This window comes from Rhodobacter viridis (assembly GCF_003217355.1).
In the GTDB taxonomy this organism is placed as follows: domain Bacteria; phylum Pseudomonadota; class Alphaproteobacteria; order Rhodobacterales; family Rhodobacteraceae; genus Rhodobacter; species Rhodobacter viridis.
Genome location: NZ_QJTK01000008.1, coordinates 99,810 through 113,559, shown reverse-complemented (window position 1 = coordinate 113,559; position 13,750 = coordinate 99,810). Strand labels below are relative to the sequence as shown.

Genomic DNA, 13,750 nt, shown 5'->3' with positions numbered 1-13,750 from the left:
AAAAATCCGGGGTGCGGGAGGGGGCTTGTCGCCCCCTCGGTTTGCGTTTGAAATCAGATCAGTAGTTCGATTTCAGCTGCACGCAGGTCTTGGTTTCGGTGTTGTACATGCCGCATTTCAGATCTTTCCAATCCGAGGTCAGCACGGCGGATTCCGGCAGGAAGTCGGTCCAGGCATCGCCCGGCACCGGGTCGGTCTGGCTGATGATGTCGAACTGGCCGTCTTCCTTGATCTCGCCGATCAGCACCGGCTTCGTCAGATGGTGGTTCGGCAGCATCTCGGCCATCGAGCCGGTCAGGTTCGGGAATTTCTGCCCGATCATCGCCTCGGCGACCTTGTCGACCTCGGTCGTGCCCGCCGCCGTCACCGCGTTCACCCACATATTGAAACCGATATAGGTGGCCTCCATCGGGTCATTCGTGGTGCGCTTGTCATTGCCGATGAAGCTGTGCCAGGCCTCGATGAAGGCCTTGTTTTCCGGCGTATCGGCGCTTTCGAAGTAGTTCCAGGCGGCCAGCTGGCCGACGAGGTTCTTGAGATCCCCGGCACCAAGGCCCGAAAGCTCTTCCTCACCAACCGAGAAGGCGACAACCGGGATGTCATCCGCGGTGATGCCCGAGGCCGCCAGTTCCTTGTAGAAGCCGATGTTCGCATCGCCGTTGATCGTCGAAATCACGCCGACCTTCTTGCCATCCGCGCCAAGCGCCTTGACGTCGGCGACGATCTTCGACCAGTCCGACTGACCGAAGGGGGTGTAGTTGACGAAGATATCCTCGGCCGGGATGCCCTTCGACTTGAGATAGGCTTCCAGAATGTTGTTCGTGGTGCGCGGATAGACGTAGTCGGTGCCCAGAAGCGCGAATTTCTGCACCCCAAGCTCTTTCAGGAAATAGTCGGTCGCCGGGATCGCCTGCTGGTTCGGCGCCGCCCCGGTATAAAAGACGTTCTTCGAGCTTTCCTCGCCCTCGTATTGCACCGGATAGAACAGAAGGCCGTTCAGCTCCTCGATCACCGGCAGCACCGATTTGCGCGAGACCGAGGTCCAGCAGCCGAACATCACATCGACCTTGTCGACGGTCAGCAACTCGCGCGCCTTTTCGGCAAAGAGCGGCCAGTCCGAGGCCGGATCGACCACGACGGCTTCCAGCTGCTTGCCCAGCACGCCGCCCTTTTTATTCTGCGCCTCGATCAGCATCAGGACCGTGTCCTTCAGCGTCGTTTCCGAAATCGCCATCGTGCCAGAGAGCGAATGCAGCACGCCCACCTTGATGGTGTCGCCCGCCGCAAAGGCGATGCGCCCCGTCATCGACATGGCACCGGCCGCCGCAGCGGTCATCAGCAGATTGCGCCGAGTAATCATGAGTTCCCCTGTTCCTGTTCACGCAGCCCGGGAAGGTGGGCACGAGGTTGCTTTGTGGCGGGGCACGGCCCGCGAAACGAGCAAAACCGGGGCGCCGCAGTGCGGCAAGGACGCGCCTAGCAGGAAAAGGGCCAAGGCATAGAATTGTGCATCCGACAGGCAAACGCCCGGCCTTTGCGCAAGAACCGGGCGTTTTGGAAACGGGTTTGGCGCGAATCTTGCATGTCAGGCCGGATCGGCCGCTTGCTCAAGACCGCCTTCCCGGATCAGAAAAGCGACGATTTTATCGATACCCACCCCATGCCGCAGCCGCGCCATCACATAGGGACGGGCGCCGCGGGCGCGTTTCGTGTCTTCCTCGAGCAGCACCGGATCAACCCCCACATGCGGCGCAAGGTCGGTCTTGTTCACGACAAGCAGATCCGATCGCGTCACCCCCGGCCCCCGCTTGCGCGGAATGTCCTGCCCGGCGGCGGTGTCGATGACATAGATCGTCAGATCGGCCAGCTCCGGGCTGAACGTGGCGGCAAGGTTGTCGCCCCCCGACTCGATCAGGATCAGATCCAGATCGGGATGCAGCCGGCTCAGATCGGCAATGGCGGCAAGGTTGATCGAGGCATCCTCGCGGATCGCCGTATGCGGGCAACCCCCGGTCTCGACGCCGCGGATGCGGTCGACAGGCAGCACCTGCGCACGCATCAGCGCCTCGGCATCCTCGCGGGTGTAGATGTCATTCGTCACCACCGCCATCGAGAGCCGAGGCGCCAGCGCACGACAGAGCTGTTCGGTCAGCGTCGTCTTGCCCGCGCCGACCGGGCCGCCGATGCCGACGCGCAAAGGTCCGTGTGTCATGTCTTGAAGATCCTCACATCAAGCGTTTCATGGGCGGCCGACTGGATCTCGGCGCGAAAGGCGGATTGCGCCAGATCGGCGGTCGTGGCCGTCGCGGCGCGGGTGGCAAGCGCGGCGATCGTCGGGTGCAGGGCGGCCAGAACCCGCTGCCCTGCCGCCTGCCCAAGGGGGATGAACCGCACCCCGGCCGAGACAAGACTGGATGCGAAGGCATGTTGGAAAAGTGCAATAACCTGCTCGCAGGATATCGATAATTCCTTGGCTTGTTCAGCAATTGCCAAAGGCAGTGGCATCGCATTTGTGCAAGTGCCGGTCATCTCCGCCCGCGCCTTGGCAAAGGCGGCCCCCTGCTCCTCGGTCTCCTTCAGGCGCTCAGCCGTGCCCGCAAGCGCGCGCGCAAGATCGGCAAGCGCGCCCAGATCCTCGCCCCGCAAACCGCAGGCCAGCAGCACCGCATCGTTCCATCCGGCTCCGTGTTCCAGGATGTCCTGAAGCCACTCGCGCAGCTCCGGCTCCGAGCGCACATCGCCCGCCGCGACCGCCTGTTCCAATCCGTGCGAATAGGCGTAAGCCCCGGTCGGAAAGGCCGGAGAGAGCCACTGCACGAGGCTGAGCAGATCGTGCTCAGGCGTGGGCATGGAAGTGGCCGTGGTCATGTCCCATGGTCCGGCCGGTGCCATAAGCGCCGCTTTCGGGGCGGAAGGGCTCCATCCGCTTGTCCACCCGCGCCCCAAGGCCGCGCAGCATCGCCTCGAGCACATGATCATCGCGGATCACCAGCCGGTCGGTCTCGATCTGGCAGGGCGTGTGCCGGTTGCCGATGTGCCAGGCAAGCCGGGTCAGATCGCCCGTCACCACCAGCACGGGTTCAAGCCCGCAGCGCACCTCGATCAGCCGCCCGTCCTCCAGCGCGAAGGCCTCGCCGCCGCGCAGATTCGTCACCTCGGCCAGATCGACCAGAAACTCGGCACCCGAGGCCGCCACCAGCCGCTTGCGACGCAAGAACCGTGCCTCATAATCAAGCGCCACATGATCGGCGGCCGCACTCCAGCTGCCCGCAGGCACGATACGACTGGCCCGATTCAACAGCGACATGTTTTTTCCTCCGCCATTTAGAGCTTTGTTAAGAGTGACTTGGCAGCATAAGCGCACGTAACCCAGAACGGGAGCTAGGAATGCAGCTCAAACCCCCTGCCGACGAACTGGCCGAAATCCGCGCCGAAATCGCCCGATTGCGCGCCCGCGAAGGCGAGCTGCGCGCGTTGCTTTTGCACGATGCGGCGATGCCAAAAATCGGTCGTTTTCACAAGGTCGATCTGGTCACGAACCGACAGCGAGTCTTCGACCCCCGGCTCCTGCCCGAGGAGATCCGCCTCGATCCGGCCTACACCCGCGAAAAGGTGACCCGCGTGCTGCGCGCCACCCGCAAGGGTCCGACCACGCAGGCAGAGACGGTTGAACTGCCCGCGCTCGCCCCGCGCATTGCGTTGCGCGCGAGGCTTTTTGCCGGTCAACACCCGCATTGAGGCCTCAGAACAGAAAGTAACGCTGGGCAAGCGGCAGGCTCTCTGCCGGCTCGCAGGTCAGCACCTCGCCATCGGCCCGCACCTCGTAGGTTTCAGGATCCACCTCGATCTGCGGCGTCGCGGTGTTCAGTCGCATCGAGGCCTTCCCGATGGTGCGGGTGCCCTTGACCGCCAGCACCTGCTTCGACAGGCCCAGCTTCTCGGCCACACCTTCCGCCTCGGCCGCCGCCGAGACAAAGGTGACGGCCGCATTCGACAAGGCCTTGCCAAAAGCGCCAAACATCGGTCGGGTGTAAAAGGGCTGCGCCGGGATCGAGCCGTTCGGATCGCCCATCTGCGCCGCAACGATCATCCCGCCCATCAGCACCATCTCGGGCTTGGCACCAAAGAAAGCCGGATGCCAGAGCACCAGATCGGCACGCTTGCCAACCTCGACAGAGCCGACATGCTCCGCCAGACCATGCGTTATCGCCGGGTTGATCGTGTATTTCGCGATGTAGCGGCGGACCCGGAAATTGTCGTTCGCGCCTGTCTCTTCGGCCAGCCGCCCGCGCTGTTTTCTCATCTTGTCAGCGGTTTGCCAGCAGCGAATGATCACCTCGCCCACCCGCCCCATCGCCTGACTGTCGGACGAAATCACTGCCATCGCGCCCATGTCATGCAAGATATCCTCGGCGGCGATCGTCTCCTTGCGAATGCGACTTTCGGCAAAGGCCACATCCTCCGGCACCTTGTTGTCGAGGTGGTGACAGACCATCAGCATGTCGAGATGTTCCTCGACCGTGTTCTTGGTATAGGGCCGGGTCGGGTTCGTCGACGATGGGATAACATTCTGGGAAGAAACGACTTTCAGGATATCGGGCGCATGGCCTCCGCCCGCGCCCTCGGTGTGGAAGGCATGGATGGTGCGGCCCTTGAAGGCCGCCAGCGTGTTCTCGACAAAGCCCGATTCATTCAGCGTGTCGGTGTGGATCATCACCTGCACGTCCATGTCCTCGGCCACCGACAGACAACAATCGATCGCAGCCGGGGTCGTGCCCCAATCCTCATGCAATTTCAAGGCACAAGCGCCCGCTTTGACCTGTTCGACCAGCCCCTCGGGCAGGCTCGCGTTGCCCTTGCCCGCAAGGGCGAGGTTCATCGGGAAGGCCTCGAAGCTTTGCAGCATCCGCGAAATATGCCACGGCCCCGGCGTGCAGGTGGTGGCGAGCGTCCCATGCGCCGGGCCGGTACCGCCGCCGAGCATCGTGGTGATGCCCGAAGCCAGCGCATCCTCGATCTGCTGCGGGCAAATGAAGTGAATATGCGTGTCGATCCCGCCGGCAGTCAGGATTTTCCCCTCGCCAGCAATGATTTCCGTGCCGGGGCCGATGACCAGCGTCACCCCCGGCTGCGTGTCAGGGTTGCCCGCCTTGCCGATCCCCGCGATGCAGCCCTCGCGCAACCCGACATCGGCCTTGTAGATCCCGGTATGATCGACGATCAGCGCATTGGTGATGACGGTGTCCATGGCGCCCCCCGCGCGCGGGATCTGGCTTTGCCCCATGCCGTCGCGGATCACCTTGCCACCGCCGAATTTCACTTCTTCTCCATACGTTGTCAGGTCTTTCTCAACCTCGATGATCAGGTCGGTGTCGGCCAGACGCAGCTTGTCGCCGGTGGTCGGACCAAACATGTCGGCATAGGTCGCGCGGGAAATGAGACGCGGCATCAGAGTTCCCCCATCACTGTGGCATTGAACCCGAAGACACGGCGGGCCCCGGCAAACGGCACGAGACTCACTTCACGGGTCTGGCCCGGCTCGAAGCGCACGGCCGTTCCCGCTGCGATATCAAGACGATAGCCCCGCGCGGCGTTGCGATCAAAGGACAGATCCGGGTTCGTTTCGGCGAAATGGTAATGTGAGCCCACTTGCACCGGGCGATCTCCCGTATTGGCCACCATCAGCGTGATCGCGGTTGCCCCCGCGTTCAGTTCGATGTCCCCATCGGCGGGGAAGATTTCTCCGGGTATCATGGGCTTACCTCAACGGATCGGGTGATGGACGGTGACAAGTTTGGTGCCGTCGGGAAAGGTCGCCTCGACCTGGATCGAGTGGATCATCTCGGCGATCCCCTCCATGCACTGCTCGCGCGCGATGACATGGGCGCCCGCCTCCATGAGGTCAGCGACCGTGCGGCCCTCGCGCGCGCCTTCAACGACGAAATCTGAAATGATCGCAATGGCTTCCGGGTGGTTGAGCTTCACCCCCCGCTCCAGCCGGTTCCGCGCCACCATGGCGGCAAGGCTGACGAGCAGCTTTTCCTTTTCACGCGGGCTCAGGTTCATCTTGTCCCCTCAGGTTTGCCAGACGCGCGGCGGGGGACTGCCCCGCCGCAATGCGCCCATCAGTTGCAGGATCTGTTTGCGCAGCGGCCAACCATCCTCGGCCAGCAATCGCACCACGCATTTGCCGTCAAAGCCCGAAGCGGCGGCCTCGACACCGGGCACCGTCAAGGCTGCACGCGCTTGACCGACCGCGTCTTCCGCCCCCTGCGCACACAGAACAAGCGTCGCGAATGCGCGCGCAGAGCCAAGCAGCGCCGCACGCGGGCCCTTGGCTTGAATGTTCGAATTATGCAGCAGAGGTTCCAGAAATATTGTTTTTCCGGCCCTCGAAACGCAGCGAATGTCGCAAAAGTGCAAGTCTTGCACTGTCTCGCCCATCGCGGCACGACCCAGAACCACCGCCTCGAGCAGCAGGCACCCGGCATCAGGGGCCAGATCCACCGTGGTCTCGCGATGCAGCCGCGCCCGATCAAACAGGATCGTTTCCTGCGGCAGCCAGTCGAGCCACCCCCCCTGCCCGACCCGATGCGCGACCGTCACCCGCGCGGCGTCGCCCTCGGCCCGGTAGGCGCGCTCGGCCGCCTGCGTCGTCGCCACGACCTTGGCACCTCCGTCCAGATCAAGCCCGTAGCGCAGCGTATCCCCCGCCGTCAGACCGCCCGAGGTGTTCAGAAACACCACCTCCGGCACGCCACGCACATGGGGCAACAGGGCCTTCGCCGAGCCGCGTTGCGCGAGGGTTTTGAGACGTGCGCCGTCGAAGGCCACGGCGGCATGGCCGTGGCTGCGCTGAAAACGAGGCGGATGCGCAGAGTCGAACATGGCGACAGCAAACGCCCGGCGCGGGCGCGCGTCCATGTCAGGCACGGCAGAGGATCACAGCAAGAATGCGGCCAGACCTGAAGTGCACAAAATGACGCCGCATTGCTCACGCATTAATCGGTCCAAAAACTAGCCGAGCGGCCCCGGACGGCGCTCCTCTGACAGCATCACATTCGCCTCGATCTGCCCGACCCCGGGCAGGGTCATGATCCGGCGCCGCAGCACGCGCTCGAAATCGGCAATGTCGCGGGCGCCGACGCGCAGCCGATAGTCGAAGCGGCCAAGAACGTGCTGCACCACCTGCACCTCGGGGATCGCCTGCACGGCGCGCTCGAAATCTTCAAACGAAATCCGCCCCTTGGTCGCAAGTTTGATGCCCAGAAAGACGGTAACGCCAAAGCCGAGCGCCTGCCGATCCAGCACAAGGCGGCGCCCCGCGATCACCCCGGCCTCTTCGAGCCGCCTAACTCGTCGCCAGGCCGCAGGCTGCGAGAGCCCGAACCGACGGCCAAGCTCCCCTGCCCCCAGCGTCGCATCGTCAGAAAGCGCCCGCAGGATCGCGCGGTCGATGTCATCGAGCGCGATCACAGCGGCAACTCCGCCGTGTCCTTCAGCGTCGAAATCAGCATCAGCGCATCGGTGTCGGCGATATGCGGCAGCGCCAAGATGCGTTCGCGGTAAATCTCCTGATAATGCGCCATGTCGCGGGCAATCACGTTCAACCGCACATCGACCTGACCGAGAAAGGTCTGAATTTCCGTGACTTCCGGCACCTTGCGCGCGGCATGAAGAAATTCGTCAAAGAACCCGGGCTGGGTCTTGTCCAGCGTGAAGCGCACCGAGACCTCGATCTCCCAGCCGAGTTTGCGCCAGTCGATCACCGCCTCCTCGGCGCGGATGATGCCGCCCTCGCGCAGCCGCTCGATCCGCCGCCACAGGCTGGCGGAGGTCACCCCGGCACGCTCGGCCAATTCGGCGCGGGGCAGCCCCGGGTCGGCCTGCATCTGCCGCAGGATGCGTCGGTCGATATCGTCCACCTGCATGATTTTCTCGCCTATTGCCATTATGACGAATGATCTTTATTCATCTGATGCATATTCGATGAAGTTTGAATGCGCAATCGCCGCAAACCGCCTATTCTGCCTTCATCAAAAATGGAGGAACGCCATGCGCGTGTTTTATGATCGCGATTGCGATGTGAACCTGATCAAGGACAAAAAGGTCGCCATTCTGGGCTACGGCTCGCAAGGTCACGCCCACGCGCTGAACCTGCGCGACTCGGGCGCCAAGAACGTCGTCGTCGCGCTGCGCGAGGGTTCGCCCTCGGCGAAGAAAGCCGAAGGCGAAGGCCTGAAGGTGATGGGGATCGCCGAAGCCGCTGCCTGGTGCGACGTGATCATGTTCACCATGCCCGACGAACTTCAGGCCGAGACCTACAAGAAATACGTCCATGACAACCTGCGCGAAGGCGCGGCGATCGCTTTCGCCCACGGTCTGAACGTGCATTTCGGCCTGATCGAGCCGAAGCCGGGCATCGACGTGATCATGATGGCGCCGAAAGGCCCGGGCCACACCGTGCGCGGCGAATACACCAAGGGCGGCGGCGTGCCCTGCCTGTTCGCGGTGCACAATGACGCGACCGGCAAGGCGCAGGACATCGCGCTGTCCTATTGCTCGGCCATTGGTGGCGGCCGCTCGGGCATCATCGAGACGAACTTCCGTCAGGAATGCGAAACCGACCTGTTCGGCGAACAAGCCGTGCTCTGCGGCGGTCTGGTCGAGCTGATCCGCATGGGCTTCGAGACCCTCGTGGAAGCCGGTTACGAGCCGGAAATGGCCTATTTCGAGTGCCTGCACGAAGTGAAGCTGATCGTGGACCTGATCTACGAAGGCGGCATCGCGAACATGAACTACTCGATCTCGAACACCGCCGAATATGGCGAATATGTCTCGGGCCCGCGCATCCTGCCCTACGACGAGACCAAGGCCCGCATGAAAGCCGTGCTGACCGACATCCAGACCGGCAAATTCGTGCGCGATTTCATGCAGGAAAACGCCGTCGGCCAGCCGTTCTTCAAGGCCACCCGTCGCATCAACGACGAGCATCAGATCGAGCAAGTCGGCGCGAAACTGCGCGCGATGATGCCGTGGATCGCCAAGGGCAAGATGGTCGATCGTTCGCGCAACTGATCCGCGCGACAGGACTTCCGGGGGGCGCCTTGCGGGGCGCCCCTTTTTCGTTCAGGGTCGGCGCAAAGGAGAGACCGATGAGCGAATTGAACGAAAAGCAGCTTGAGGCGTTGGCGGTCGAGCGCGCCAAGATCTTCACCCCCGGCTGGTTTGCTGATCTTTTCGGCGCAAGGCTCGGATTTGGCGACACATTCTGGCTTGGACTGTTTGGCGTGATGCTCTTCGTCGTGCCCGCCGTGGTGCTGATTGCCGGGATGCTTTACGCCGAGGCGCCCGGGGCGATGATGCCCTTCCTGCGCGTCGTCGCCGGGCTTTATGCGCTCTGGACGCTCGGCGTGCTGCGGGCGCTCCTGCGCCTTGGCGTGCGCGGCGGCTATCCGATCGCCGGAGTGATCGTGACGGCGGGGATCGCCGTTTACGGGCTTTACGCCGCCGTCACGCTGTAACCCTCAGGCGGTGGCCTGCTCGACCGCCGCCACGATCCCCTCGACCGTTTCAGCCAGAAGAGCAGCATCTTCGCATTCGGCCATCACCCGGATGAGCGGTTCGGTACCCGATTTCCGGATCAGGATCCGGCCCTGACCGGCGATCTTGTCCTCCGCAGCGGCTATCACTTTTCGAACGTTTTCGTTCTCAAGCGGTAACTGCCCAGCCTTGAACTTTACGTTTTTCAACATCTGCGGCACGGTTTCGAATTGCCGGGTCAGTTCCGAGGCGCGTTGTCCGGTCTCGGCCATCGCGGCCAGAAATTGCAGCCCCGCCATCAGACCGTCGCCCGTCGTTGCGTAATCGGTCATCACGATATGGCCCGATTGCTCGCCGCCAAGGTTGAAACCGCCCGCGCGCATCCGCTCGACCACATAGCGATCGCCGACCGCCGTGCGTTCAAGCCCGACCCCGCGCCCGGTGAGAAAGCGTTCCAGACCAAGGTTCGACATCACCGTGGCAACGAGGGCGCCACCGCGCAAAAGCCCGGCCTCGGCCCAGCGCGAGGCAAAAAGCGCCATGATCTGATCGCCATCGGCCACCATGCCGTGCTCGTCGAGGATCATCACCCGGTCGGCATCGCCGTCGAGCGCAATCCCCAGATCCGCCCCATGCGTCACCACCGCCTCGGCCGCGGTCTGGGTGTAGGTCGAACCGCATTTCTCGTTGATGTTCAGGCCGTTCGGCTTCGTGCCAACCTCGATCACCTCGCAGCCCAGTTCCCACAACACCTGCGGCGCGGCCTTGTAGGCGGCGCCATTCGCGCAATCGACGACGACCTTCAGCCCCGAAAGAAGGTCGCGCGCCGGAAAGGTGGTCTTGGCATATTCGACATAGCGGCCGAGCCAGTCGTCGATCCGCTTCGCGCGCCCGATGTTCTGCGGCTGCGCCAGACGGACTTCCCCCGCAACGAGCGCCTCGATCTCCATCTCGGCCTCGTCCGAAAGCTTGAAGCCATCTGGACCGAAAAACTTGATTCCATTGTCTTTTGCAGGGTTATGGCTGGCCGAGATCATGATCCCCAGATCCGCCCGCATCGAACGGGTCAAATAGCCGACCGCAGGCGTCGGCACCGGACCAAGCAAAAGCACGTTCATCCCGGTCGACGTGAGGCCGGCGGTCAGCGCGTTTTCGAGCATGTAGCCCGACAGCCGCGTGTCCTTGCCGATCACCACGCGATGCCCGTTGCGCCCGTCGCGACGGAAATACCGACCCGCCGCCGCGCCCAGTTTCAGCGCCATTTCCGCCGTCATCGGCCAGGTATTGGCCTCGCCCCGAACCCCGTCGGTGCCGAACAGTTTCCGCGTCATGGCGCATAACCCCTTGTGATAGCGTCAAAAAGCCGGATGCCTTGGGCGATCTCGGCAACGTCGTGAACCCGGTGCATCTGCACCCCCTGCGCAAGCCCCGCCAGCGTCACGGCCAGCGTTCCGGGGGCGCGCGCATCGGCCTGATCGACCCCGGCGATGGTGCCGATGAAGCGCTTGCGCGAGACCCCGAGCAAGATCGGGCAGCCCAAGCCATGAAACAGCGACAGCCCCCGCAGCAGCGTCAGGTTATGCGCGACCGTCTTGCCAAAGCCGATGCCGGGATCAAGCAGCACGCGGGACCGGTCGATCCCCGCCGCTTCGGCGGCCAGCACCCGCGCCTCCAGATGCTCGTAAACATCCAGCAGCACATCGTCATAGCGCGGCTCGGCCTGCATCGTCGCGGGTGTGCCCTGGGCATGCATCAAGCACAGAGCGGCGTCCGATCCCGCCACCGTCGCCGCCATCGCCCCGTCAAAGAGCATCGCCGAAACGTCGTTCACCAGCCCCGCCCCCGCCGCCACCGCAGCCTCGGCCACCGCGGCCTTGCGGGTGTCGATCGAGATCGGCGGCGCGAAGCCCTGCGCACGCAAGGCGGCGATCACCGGGGCGGTGCGGGAAATCTCCTCCGCGACGGGCACTTCCGCCGCGCCGGGACGGGTCGACTCGCCGCCGATGTCGAGAATGTCGGCCCCGGCCGCGGCAAGCGCCAGCGCTTGCGCCAGCGCCGCATCGGGCGCGTCGAACCGGCCACCATCGGAAAAGCTGTCGGGCGTCACGTTCAGAATGCCCATGACCGAGGGCCGGTCAAAGGCGATCCCCGCCAGCGGCGCCCGCGGGGCGGTGAGCCGCGTCAACACCTCGGCCGGCAGGTCAGCGGCAGCGACAAGCCCTTGCGAGCCGGCGCGCGTCAAAACTTCGGCATGGGTGAACCAGCACCAGCCTCCGGCCAGCGGCAGGGCCGTGGCGGGCCGGACGACATCGGTCTGGGCGATGGGACGAAACCAGGTTTTCATGCGTCTCTCTTCGCCAAAGAGCCGCCGCTTGGCAAGGTGAAGCGGCGCTCAAGGCGCGATCGAAACCACCGGCACGCGACTTCCCGCCGGGGCTGAAACATCGCCGTGAAGCTCGAGCCGGGTCGCGGCCATCTGCTCGGCCAGCCACAGGATCAGCGTGCCGGTGTCGCGCACGGCGCCCTTCGGGCCGTCGACGGCATCCAGAACGATCTTTGAGGGCGCCCAGACCAGCATCTGACCGCGCCGCATCGCCCAGTCGATCTCGGTCCGCGTCGCCACCACGACGCAGCGCGGATCGCGCGCGGCCAGCACCCAGGCGTTCTGCTCGATCGCCAGCAGATCGATGCGCCGCTGCGTCGGCCGGTGGCCCGTCTCGGGCGGGGTCGCGGCAGGCATGCCCACGGCCAGAATCACCGGCACACCCGAGGCCGCCAGCCGGTCGAGCCGTTCGGCCAGATCCGGCGCCGCGATCACATCATTCGACAGATAGGCCACGACGGGGTGCAGCGTCGCATCCTCGTCGAGCGCCTTCACCGGCACCGAGGCCCGCGAGCGCACGATCTCGACGCCAAGCGCCCCCGGACCACGGTCGAGCTTCTCGATGCGCACGAAAACCCGCATCGCGCGGGGCTGCGCCAGGATCCGCTCGGCCACCCGCTCGGCAAGCGTTTCAAGCAGATTGAGCCGCTCGGCAGCCAGTTCCGCCGCAATCGCCTCGGTGATGCGGTCATAGGACAGGATGCGATCCACATCGTCTTCGAGCGGCCCCGTCTCGGGCGTCACCTCGACCACGACGTTGAAATTCAGCCGCTGGCCATGGCCGCGCTCTTGCTGGAAGGCGCCGATATCGGCCAGCACCACGTGGTCGCGCAGGCTGATCCGGTCGCGCGGATCGGCGGGCGCCGAGGCGAGCGCGCGCTCTTCGGGATGGGCGAAAGCAAGAGACGTGTCGGAGTGCATGAAGGCCACCTTTCGCCCCCAGATATAGAAACGGGGCGAACCGAAGCCCACCCCGAAACGTCATTCGCGACGGCGGTTGCGACCTACTGGAGCGCCGCTGTCTGCAAGGCGCGGCGATAGAAGGTATGCGCGCCGATCTGCGCCGTGCGCTCGAAGCTGCGCGTCCAGGTCGGACGCACGCCGCGTGTGTGGAAGAAGGTCGCCCCGGCGGTCAGATGCCGCGGCGCGCCATCGATCATCGCGCGGGCGATCTTGGCGGCCTGATCCCAGGCCTCTCGGTCGCTGGCCAGATCGGAACGGCCATCACAGGTCCAGCTGAAGGCACAGCCGCCGTGACCGCCCTGCCCGACCACGCCGCAGATCGTCTTCGGAAACCGCGGATCTTCGAGCCGGTTCAGCACCACCTCGGCCACCGCGACCTGCCCCTGCACGCTTTCGCCGCGGGCTTCGTGATAGATTGTCTGCGCAAGGCATTGAAATTGCGCATCTCCGCGGGCGCGGGGCTGCGCGGCAAGCCAAGCCTCGCTGATTTCGGCGGGCGTCTCGACGGCCTTTTCGCGGCTCCAGGGCCAACTCCGCTTCTCGGGAGCGGCAGTGATGGCGGCTACCCTGTCGGGGGGAACCGAACTCAATCCCACCCGTTCCTGGAACAGAAGCTGCACGAGCCCCTGTTCGGCAACCGCCGTCGGATCGTTCGACTGGCTTACCGTCGTTTCGGCACGCGAGCCTCCGGCGAGGGCCAGGAGGATCATCGCTCCCCCAGTCCAGCTTTTCAGCGCTGACATGATCTTCTTTCGATAAGGACAATCGCCCCGGCCCAAGGACCGCGACGGCATGGGCATAGCCCAGCAAAGATGAAGATGTCCACCAAGCGAAAGCGCGCGGTCACATTCCACCGCAAAA

Annotated in this window: 17 protein-coding genes; 3 read left to right on the top strand and 14 right to left on the bottom strand. The window is 64.3% G+C overall.

Annotated features, from left to right (window positions below; translation table 11 throughout):
* Positions 1–58 precede the first annotated feature (58 nt).
* The 4 genes from urtA to C8J30_RS11610 all read right to left on the bottom strand — a co-directional run bounded on the left by urtA (position 59) and on the right by C8J30_RS11610 (position 3,307).
* The gene (urtA, locus tag C8J30_RS11625) at positions 59–1,336 is read right to left on the bottom strand and encodes an urea ABC transporter substrate-binding protein (protein ID WP_394341936.1); all 1,278 of its coding nucleotides are present in this window, start codon (positions 1,334–1,336) and stop codon (positions 59–61) included.
* Between the two features lie 249 nt (positions 1,337–1,585).
* Positions 1,586–2,212 (bottom strand): urease accessory protein UreG, encoded by a 627-nt coding sequence (gene ureG, locus C8J30_RS11620; RefSeq protein ID WP_110806012.1) that lies wholly within the window; start codon positions 2,210–2,212, stop codon positions 1,586–1,588.
* On the bottom strand, positions 2,209–2,850 hold the full coding sequence (locus C8J30_RS11615) for an urease accessory protein UreF (protein ID WP_110806011.1): 642 nt from the start codon (positions 2,848–2,850) through the stop codon (positions 2,209–2,211). The genes ureG and C8J30_RS11615 overlap by 4 nt, the downstream gene beginning before the upstream one ends.
* The gene (locus C8J30_RS11610; protein ID WP_110806010.1) at positions 2,837–3,307 is read right to left on the bottom strand and encodes an urease accessory protein UreE; all 471 of its coding nucleotides are present in this window, start codon (positions 3,305–3,307) and stop codon (positions 2,837–2,839) included. Before C8J30_RS11610 ends, C8J30_RS11615 begins: the two co-directional genes overlap by 14 nt.
* 80 nt (positions 3,308–3,387) lie before the next feature.
* On the opposite strand from C8J30_RS11610, the gene C8J30_RS18320 reads away from it, so the two are divergent.
* On the top strand, positions 3,388–3,738 hold the full coding sequence (locus C8J30_RS18320; RefSeq protein ID WP_146227899.1) for a hypothetical protein: 351 nt from the start codon (positions 3,388–3,390) through the stop codon (positions 3,736–3,738).
* Positions 3,739–3,742: 4 nt separating this feature from the next.
* On the opposite strand, the gene ureC is transcribed toward C8J30_RS18320, so the two are convergent.
* From ureC to C8J30_RS11575, 6 genes are all read right to left on the bottom strand, one after another.
* A complete protein-coding gene (ureC, locus tag C8J30_RS11600) occupies positions 3,743–5,449 on the bottom strand; it encodes an urease subunit alpha (protein WP_110806008.1) in 1,707 nt (568 codons plus the stop codon).
* On the bottom strand, positions 5,449–5,754 hold the full coding sequence (locus tag C8J30_RS11595; protein WP_110806007.1) for an urease subunit beta: 306 nt from the start codon (positions 5,752–5,754) through the stop codon (positions 5,449–5,451). The genes ureC and C8J30_RS11595 overlap by 1 nt, the downstream gene beginning before the upstream one ends.
* Positions 5,755–5,763: 9 nt before the next feature.
* Complete coding sequence (locus tag C8J30_RS11590; protein ID WP_110806006.1) at positions 5,764–6,066, bottom strand: urease subunit gamma; 303 nt, start codon at positions 6,064–6,066, stop codon at positions 5,764–5,766.
* Between the two features lie 9 nt (positions 6,067–6,075).
* The gene (locus tag C8J30_RS11585) at positions 6,076–6,888 is read right to left on the bottom strand and encodes an urease accessory protein UreD (protein ID WP_110806062.1); all 813 of its coding nucleotides are present in this window, start codon (positions 6,886–6,888) and stop codon (positions 6,076–6,078) included.
* A 129-nt stretch (positions 6,889–7,017) separates the two neighbouring features.
* Complete coding sequence (locus tag C8J30_RS11580) at positions 7,018–7,476, bottom strand: Lrp/AsnC family transcriptional regulator (RefSeq protein ID WP_110806005.1); 459 nt, start codon at positions 7,474–7,476, stop codon at positions 7,018–7,020.
* Positions 7,473–7,931 (bottom strand): Lrp/AsnC family transcriptional regulator, encoded by a 459-nt coding sequence (locus tag C8J30_RS11575; RefSeq protein WP_110806061.1) that lies wholly within the window; start codon positions 7,929–7,931, stop codon positions 7,473–7,475. Before C8J30_RS11575 ends, C8J30_RS11580 begins: the two co-directional genes overlap by 4 nt.
* Between C8J30_RS11575 and ilvC the strand changes: the two genes are divergently transcribed.
* A complete protein-coding gene (gene ilvC, locus C8J30_RS11570; RefSeq protein WP_394341934.1) occupies positions 7,903–9,078 on the top strand; it encodes a ketol-acid reductoisomerase in 1,176 nt (391 codons plus the stop codon). The genes C8J30_RS11575 and ilvC overlap by 29 nt on opposite strands.
* Positions 9,079–9,155: 77 nt before the next feature.
* Entirely contained in the window at positions 9,156–9,524 is a 369-nt protein-coding gene (locus C8J30_RS11565; RefSeq protein WP_110806004.1) for a hypothetical protein, read from the top strand.
* A 3-nt stretch (positions 9,525–9,527) separates the two neighbouring features.
* Here the strand turns inward: C8J30_RS11565 and glmM are convergent, their stop codons facing one another.
* The 4 genes from glmM to C8J30_RS11545 all read right to left on the bottom strand — a co-directional run bounded on the left by glmM (position 9,528) and on the right by C8J30_RS11545 (position 13,599).
* Positions 9,528–10,874 carry a phosphoglucosamine mutase gene (glmM, locus tag C8J30_RS11560; protein WP_110806003.1) on the bottom strand — a complete coding sequence of 449 codons (1,347 nt, stop codon included), beginning with the start codon at positions 10,872–10,874 and terminating at the stop codon, positions 9,528–9,530.
* On the bottom strand, positions 10,871–11,887 hold the full coding sequence (gene folP / locus C8J30_RS11555) for a dihydropteroate synthase (RefSeq protein ID WP_110806002.1): 1,017 nt from the start codon (positions 11,885–11,887) through the stop codon (positions 10,871–10,873). The genes glmM and folP overlap by 4 nt, the downstream gene beginning before the upstream one ends.
* Positions 11,888–11,935: 48 nt before the next feature.
* Positions 11,936–12,847, bottom strand: a complete 912-nt coding sequence (locus C8J30_RS11550; RefSeq protein WP_110806060.1) for a dihydroneopterin aldolase — start codon at positions 12,845–12,847, stop codon at positions 11,936–11,938.
* Between the two features lie 83 nt (positions 12,848–12,930).
* Positions 12,931–13,599 carry a cell wall hydrolase gene (locus C8J30_RS11545; protein ID WP_245909790.1) on the bottom strand — a complete coding sequence of 223 codons (669 nt, stop codon included), beginning with the start codon at positions 13,597–13,599 and terminating at the stop codon, positions 12,931–12,933.
* Positions 13,600–13,750: the final 151 nt, after the last annotated feature.

Coding starts and splice junctions, on each gene's coding strand:
- urtA (WP_394341936.1), bottom strand. CDS start 1,336: ATGACCGCTGCGGCGGCCGGTGCCATGTCGATGACGGGGCGCATCGCC.
- ureG (WP_110806012.1), bottom strand. CDS start 2,212: ATGACACACGGACCTTTGCGCGTCGGCATCGGCGGCCCGGTCGGCGCG.
- C8J30_RS11615 (WP_110806011.1), bottom strand. CDS start 2,850: ATGCCCACGCCTGAGCACGATCTGCTCAGCCTCGTGCAGTGGCTCTCT.
- C8J30_RS11610 (WP_110806010.1), bottom strand. CDS start 3,307: ATGTCGCTGTTGAATCGGGCCAGTCGTATCGTGCCTGCGGGCAGCTGG.
- C8J30_RS18320 (WP_146227899.1), top strand. CDS start 3,388: ATGCAGCTCAAACCCCCTGCCGACGAACTGGCCGAAATCCGCGCCGAA.
- ureC (WP_110806008.1), bottom strand. CDS start 5,449: ATGCCGCGTCTCATTTCCCGCGCGACCTATGCCGACATGTTTGGTCCG.
- C8J30_RS11595 (WP_110806007.1), bottom strand. CDS start 5,754: ATGATACCCGGAGAAATCTTCCCCGCCGATGGGGACATCGAACTGAAC.
- C8J30_RS11590 (WP_110806006.1), bottom strand. CDS start 6,066: ATGAACCTGAGCCCGCGTGAAAAGGAAAAGCTGCTCGTCAGCCTTGCC.
- C8J30_RS11585 (WP_110806062.1), bottom strand. CDS start 6,888: ATGTTCGACTCTGCGCATCCGCCTCGTTTTCAGCGCAGCCACGGCCAT.
- ilvC (WP_394341934.1), top strand. CDS start 7,903: ATGCGTCGGTCGATATCGTCCACCTGCATGATTTTCTCGCCTATTGCC.
- C8J30_RS11575 (WP_110806061.1), bottom strand. CDS start 7,931: ATGCAGGTGGACGATATCGACCGACGCATCCTGCGGCAGATGCAGGCC.
- C8J30_RS11565 (WP_110806004.1), top strand. CDS start 9,156: ATGAGCGAATTGAACGAAAAGCAGCTTGAGGCGTTGGCGGTCGAGCGC.
- glmM (WP_110806003.1), bottom strand. CDS start 10,874: ATGACGCGGAAACTGTTCGGCACCGACGGGGTTCGGGGCGAGGCCAAT.
- folP (WP_110806002.1), bottom strand. CDS start 11,887: ATGAAAACCTGGTTTCGTCCCATCGCCCAGACCGATGTCGTCCGGCCC.
- C8J30_RS11550 (WP_110806060.1), bottom strand. CDS start 12,847: ATGCACTCCGACACGTCTCTTGCTTTCGCCCATCCCGAAGAGCGCGCG.
- C8J30_RS11545 (WP_245909790.1), bottom strand. CDS start 13,599: ATGATCCTCCTGGCCCTCGCCGGAGGCTCGCGTGCCGAAACGACGGTA.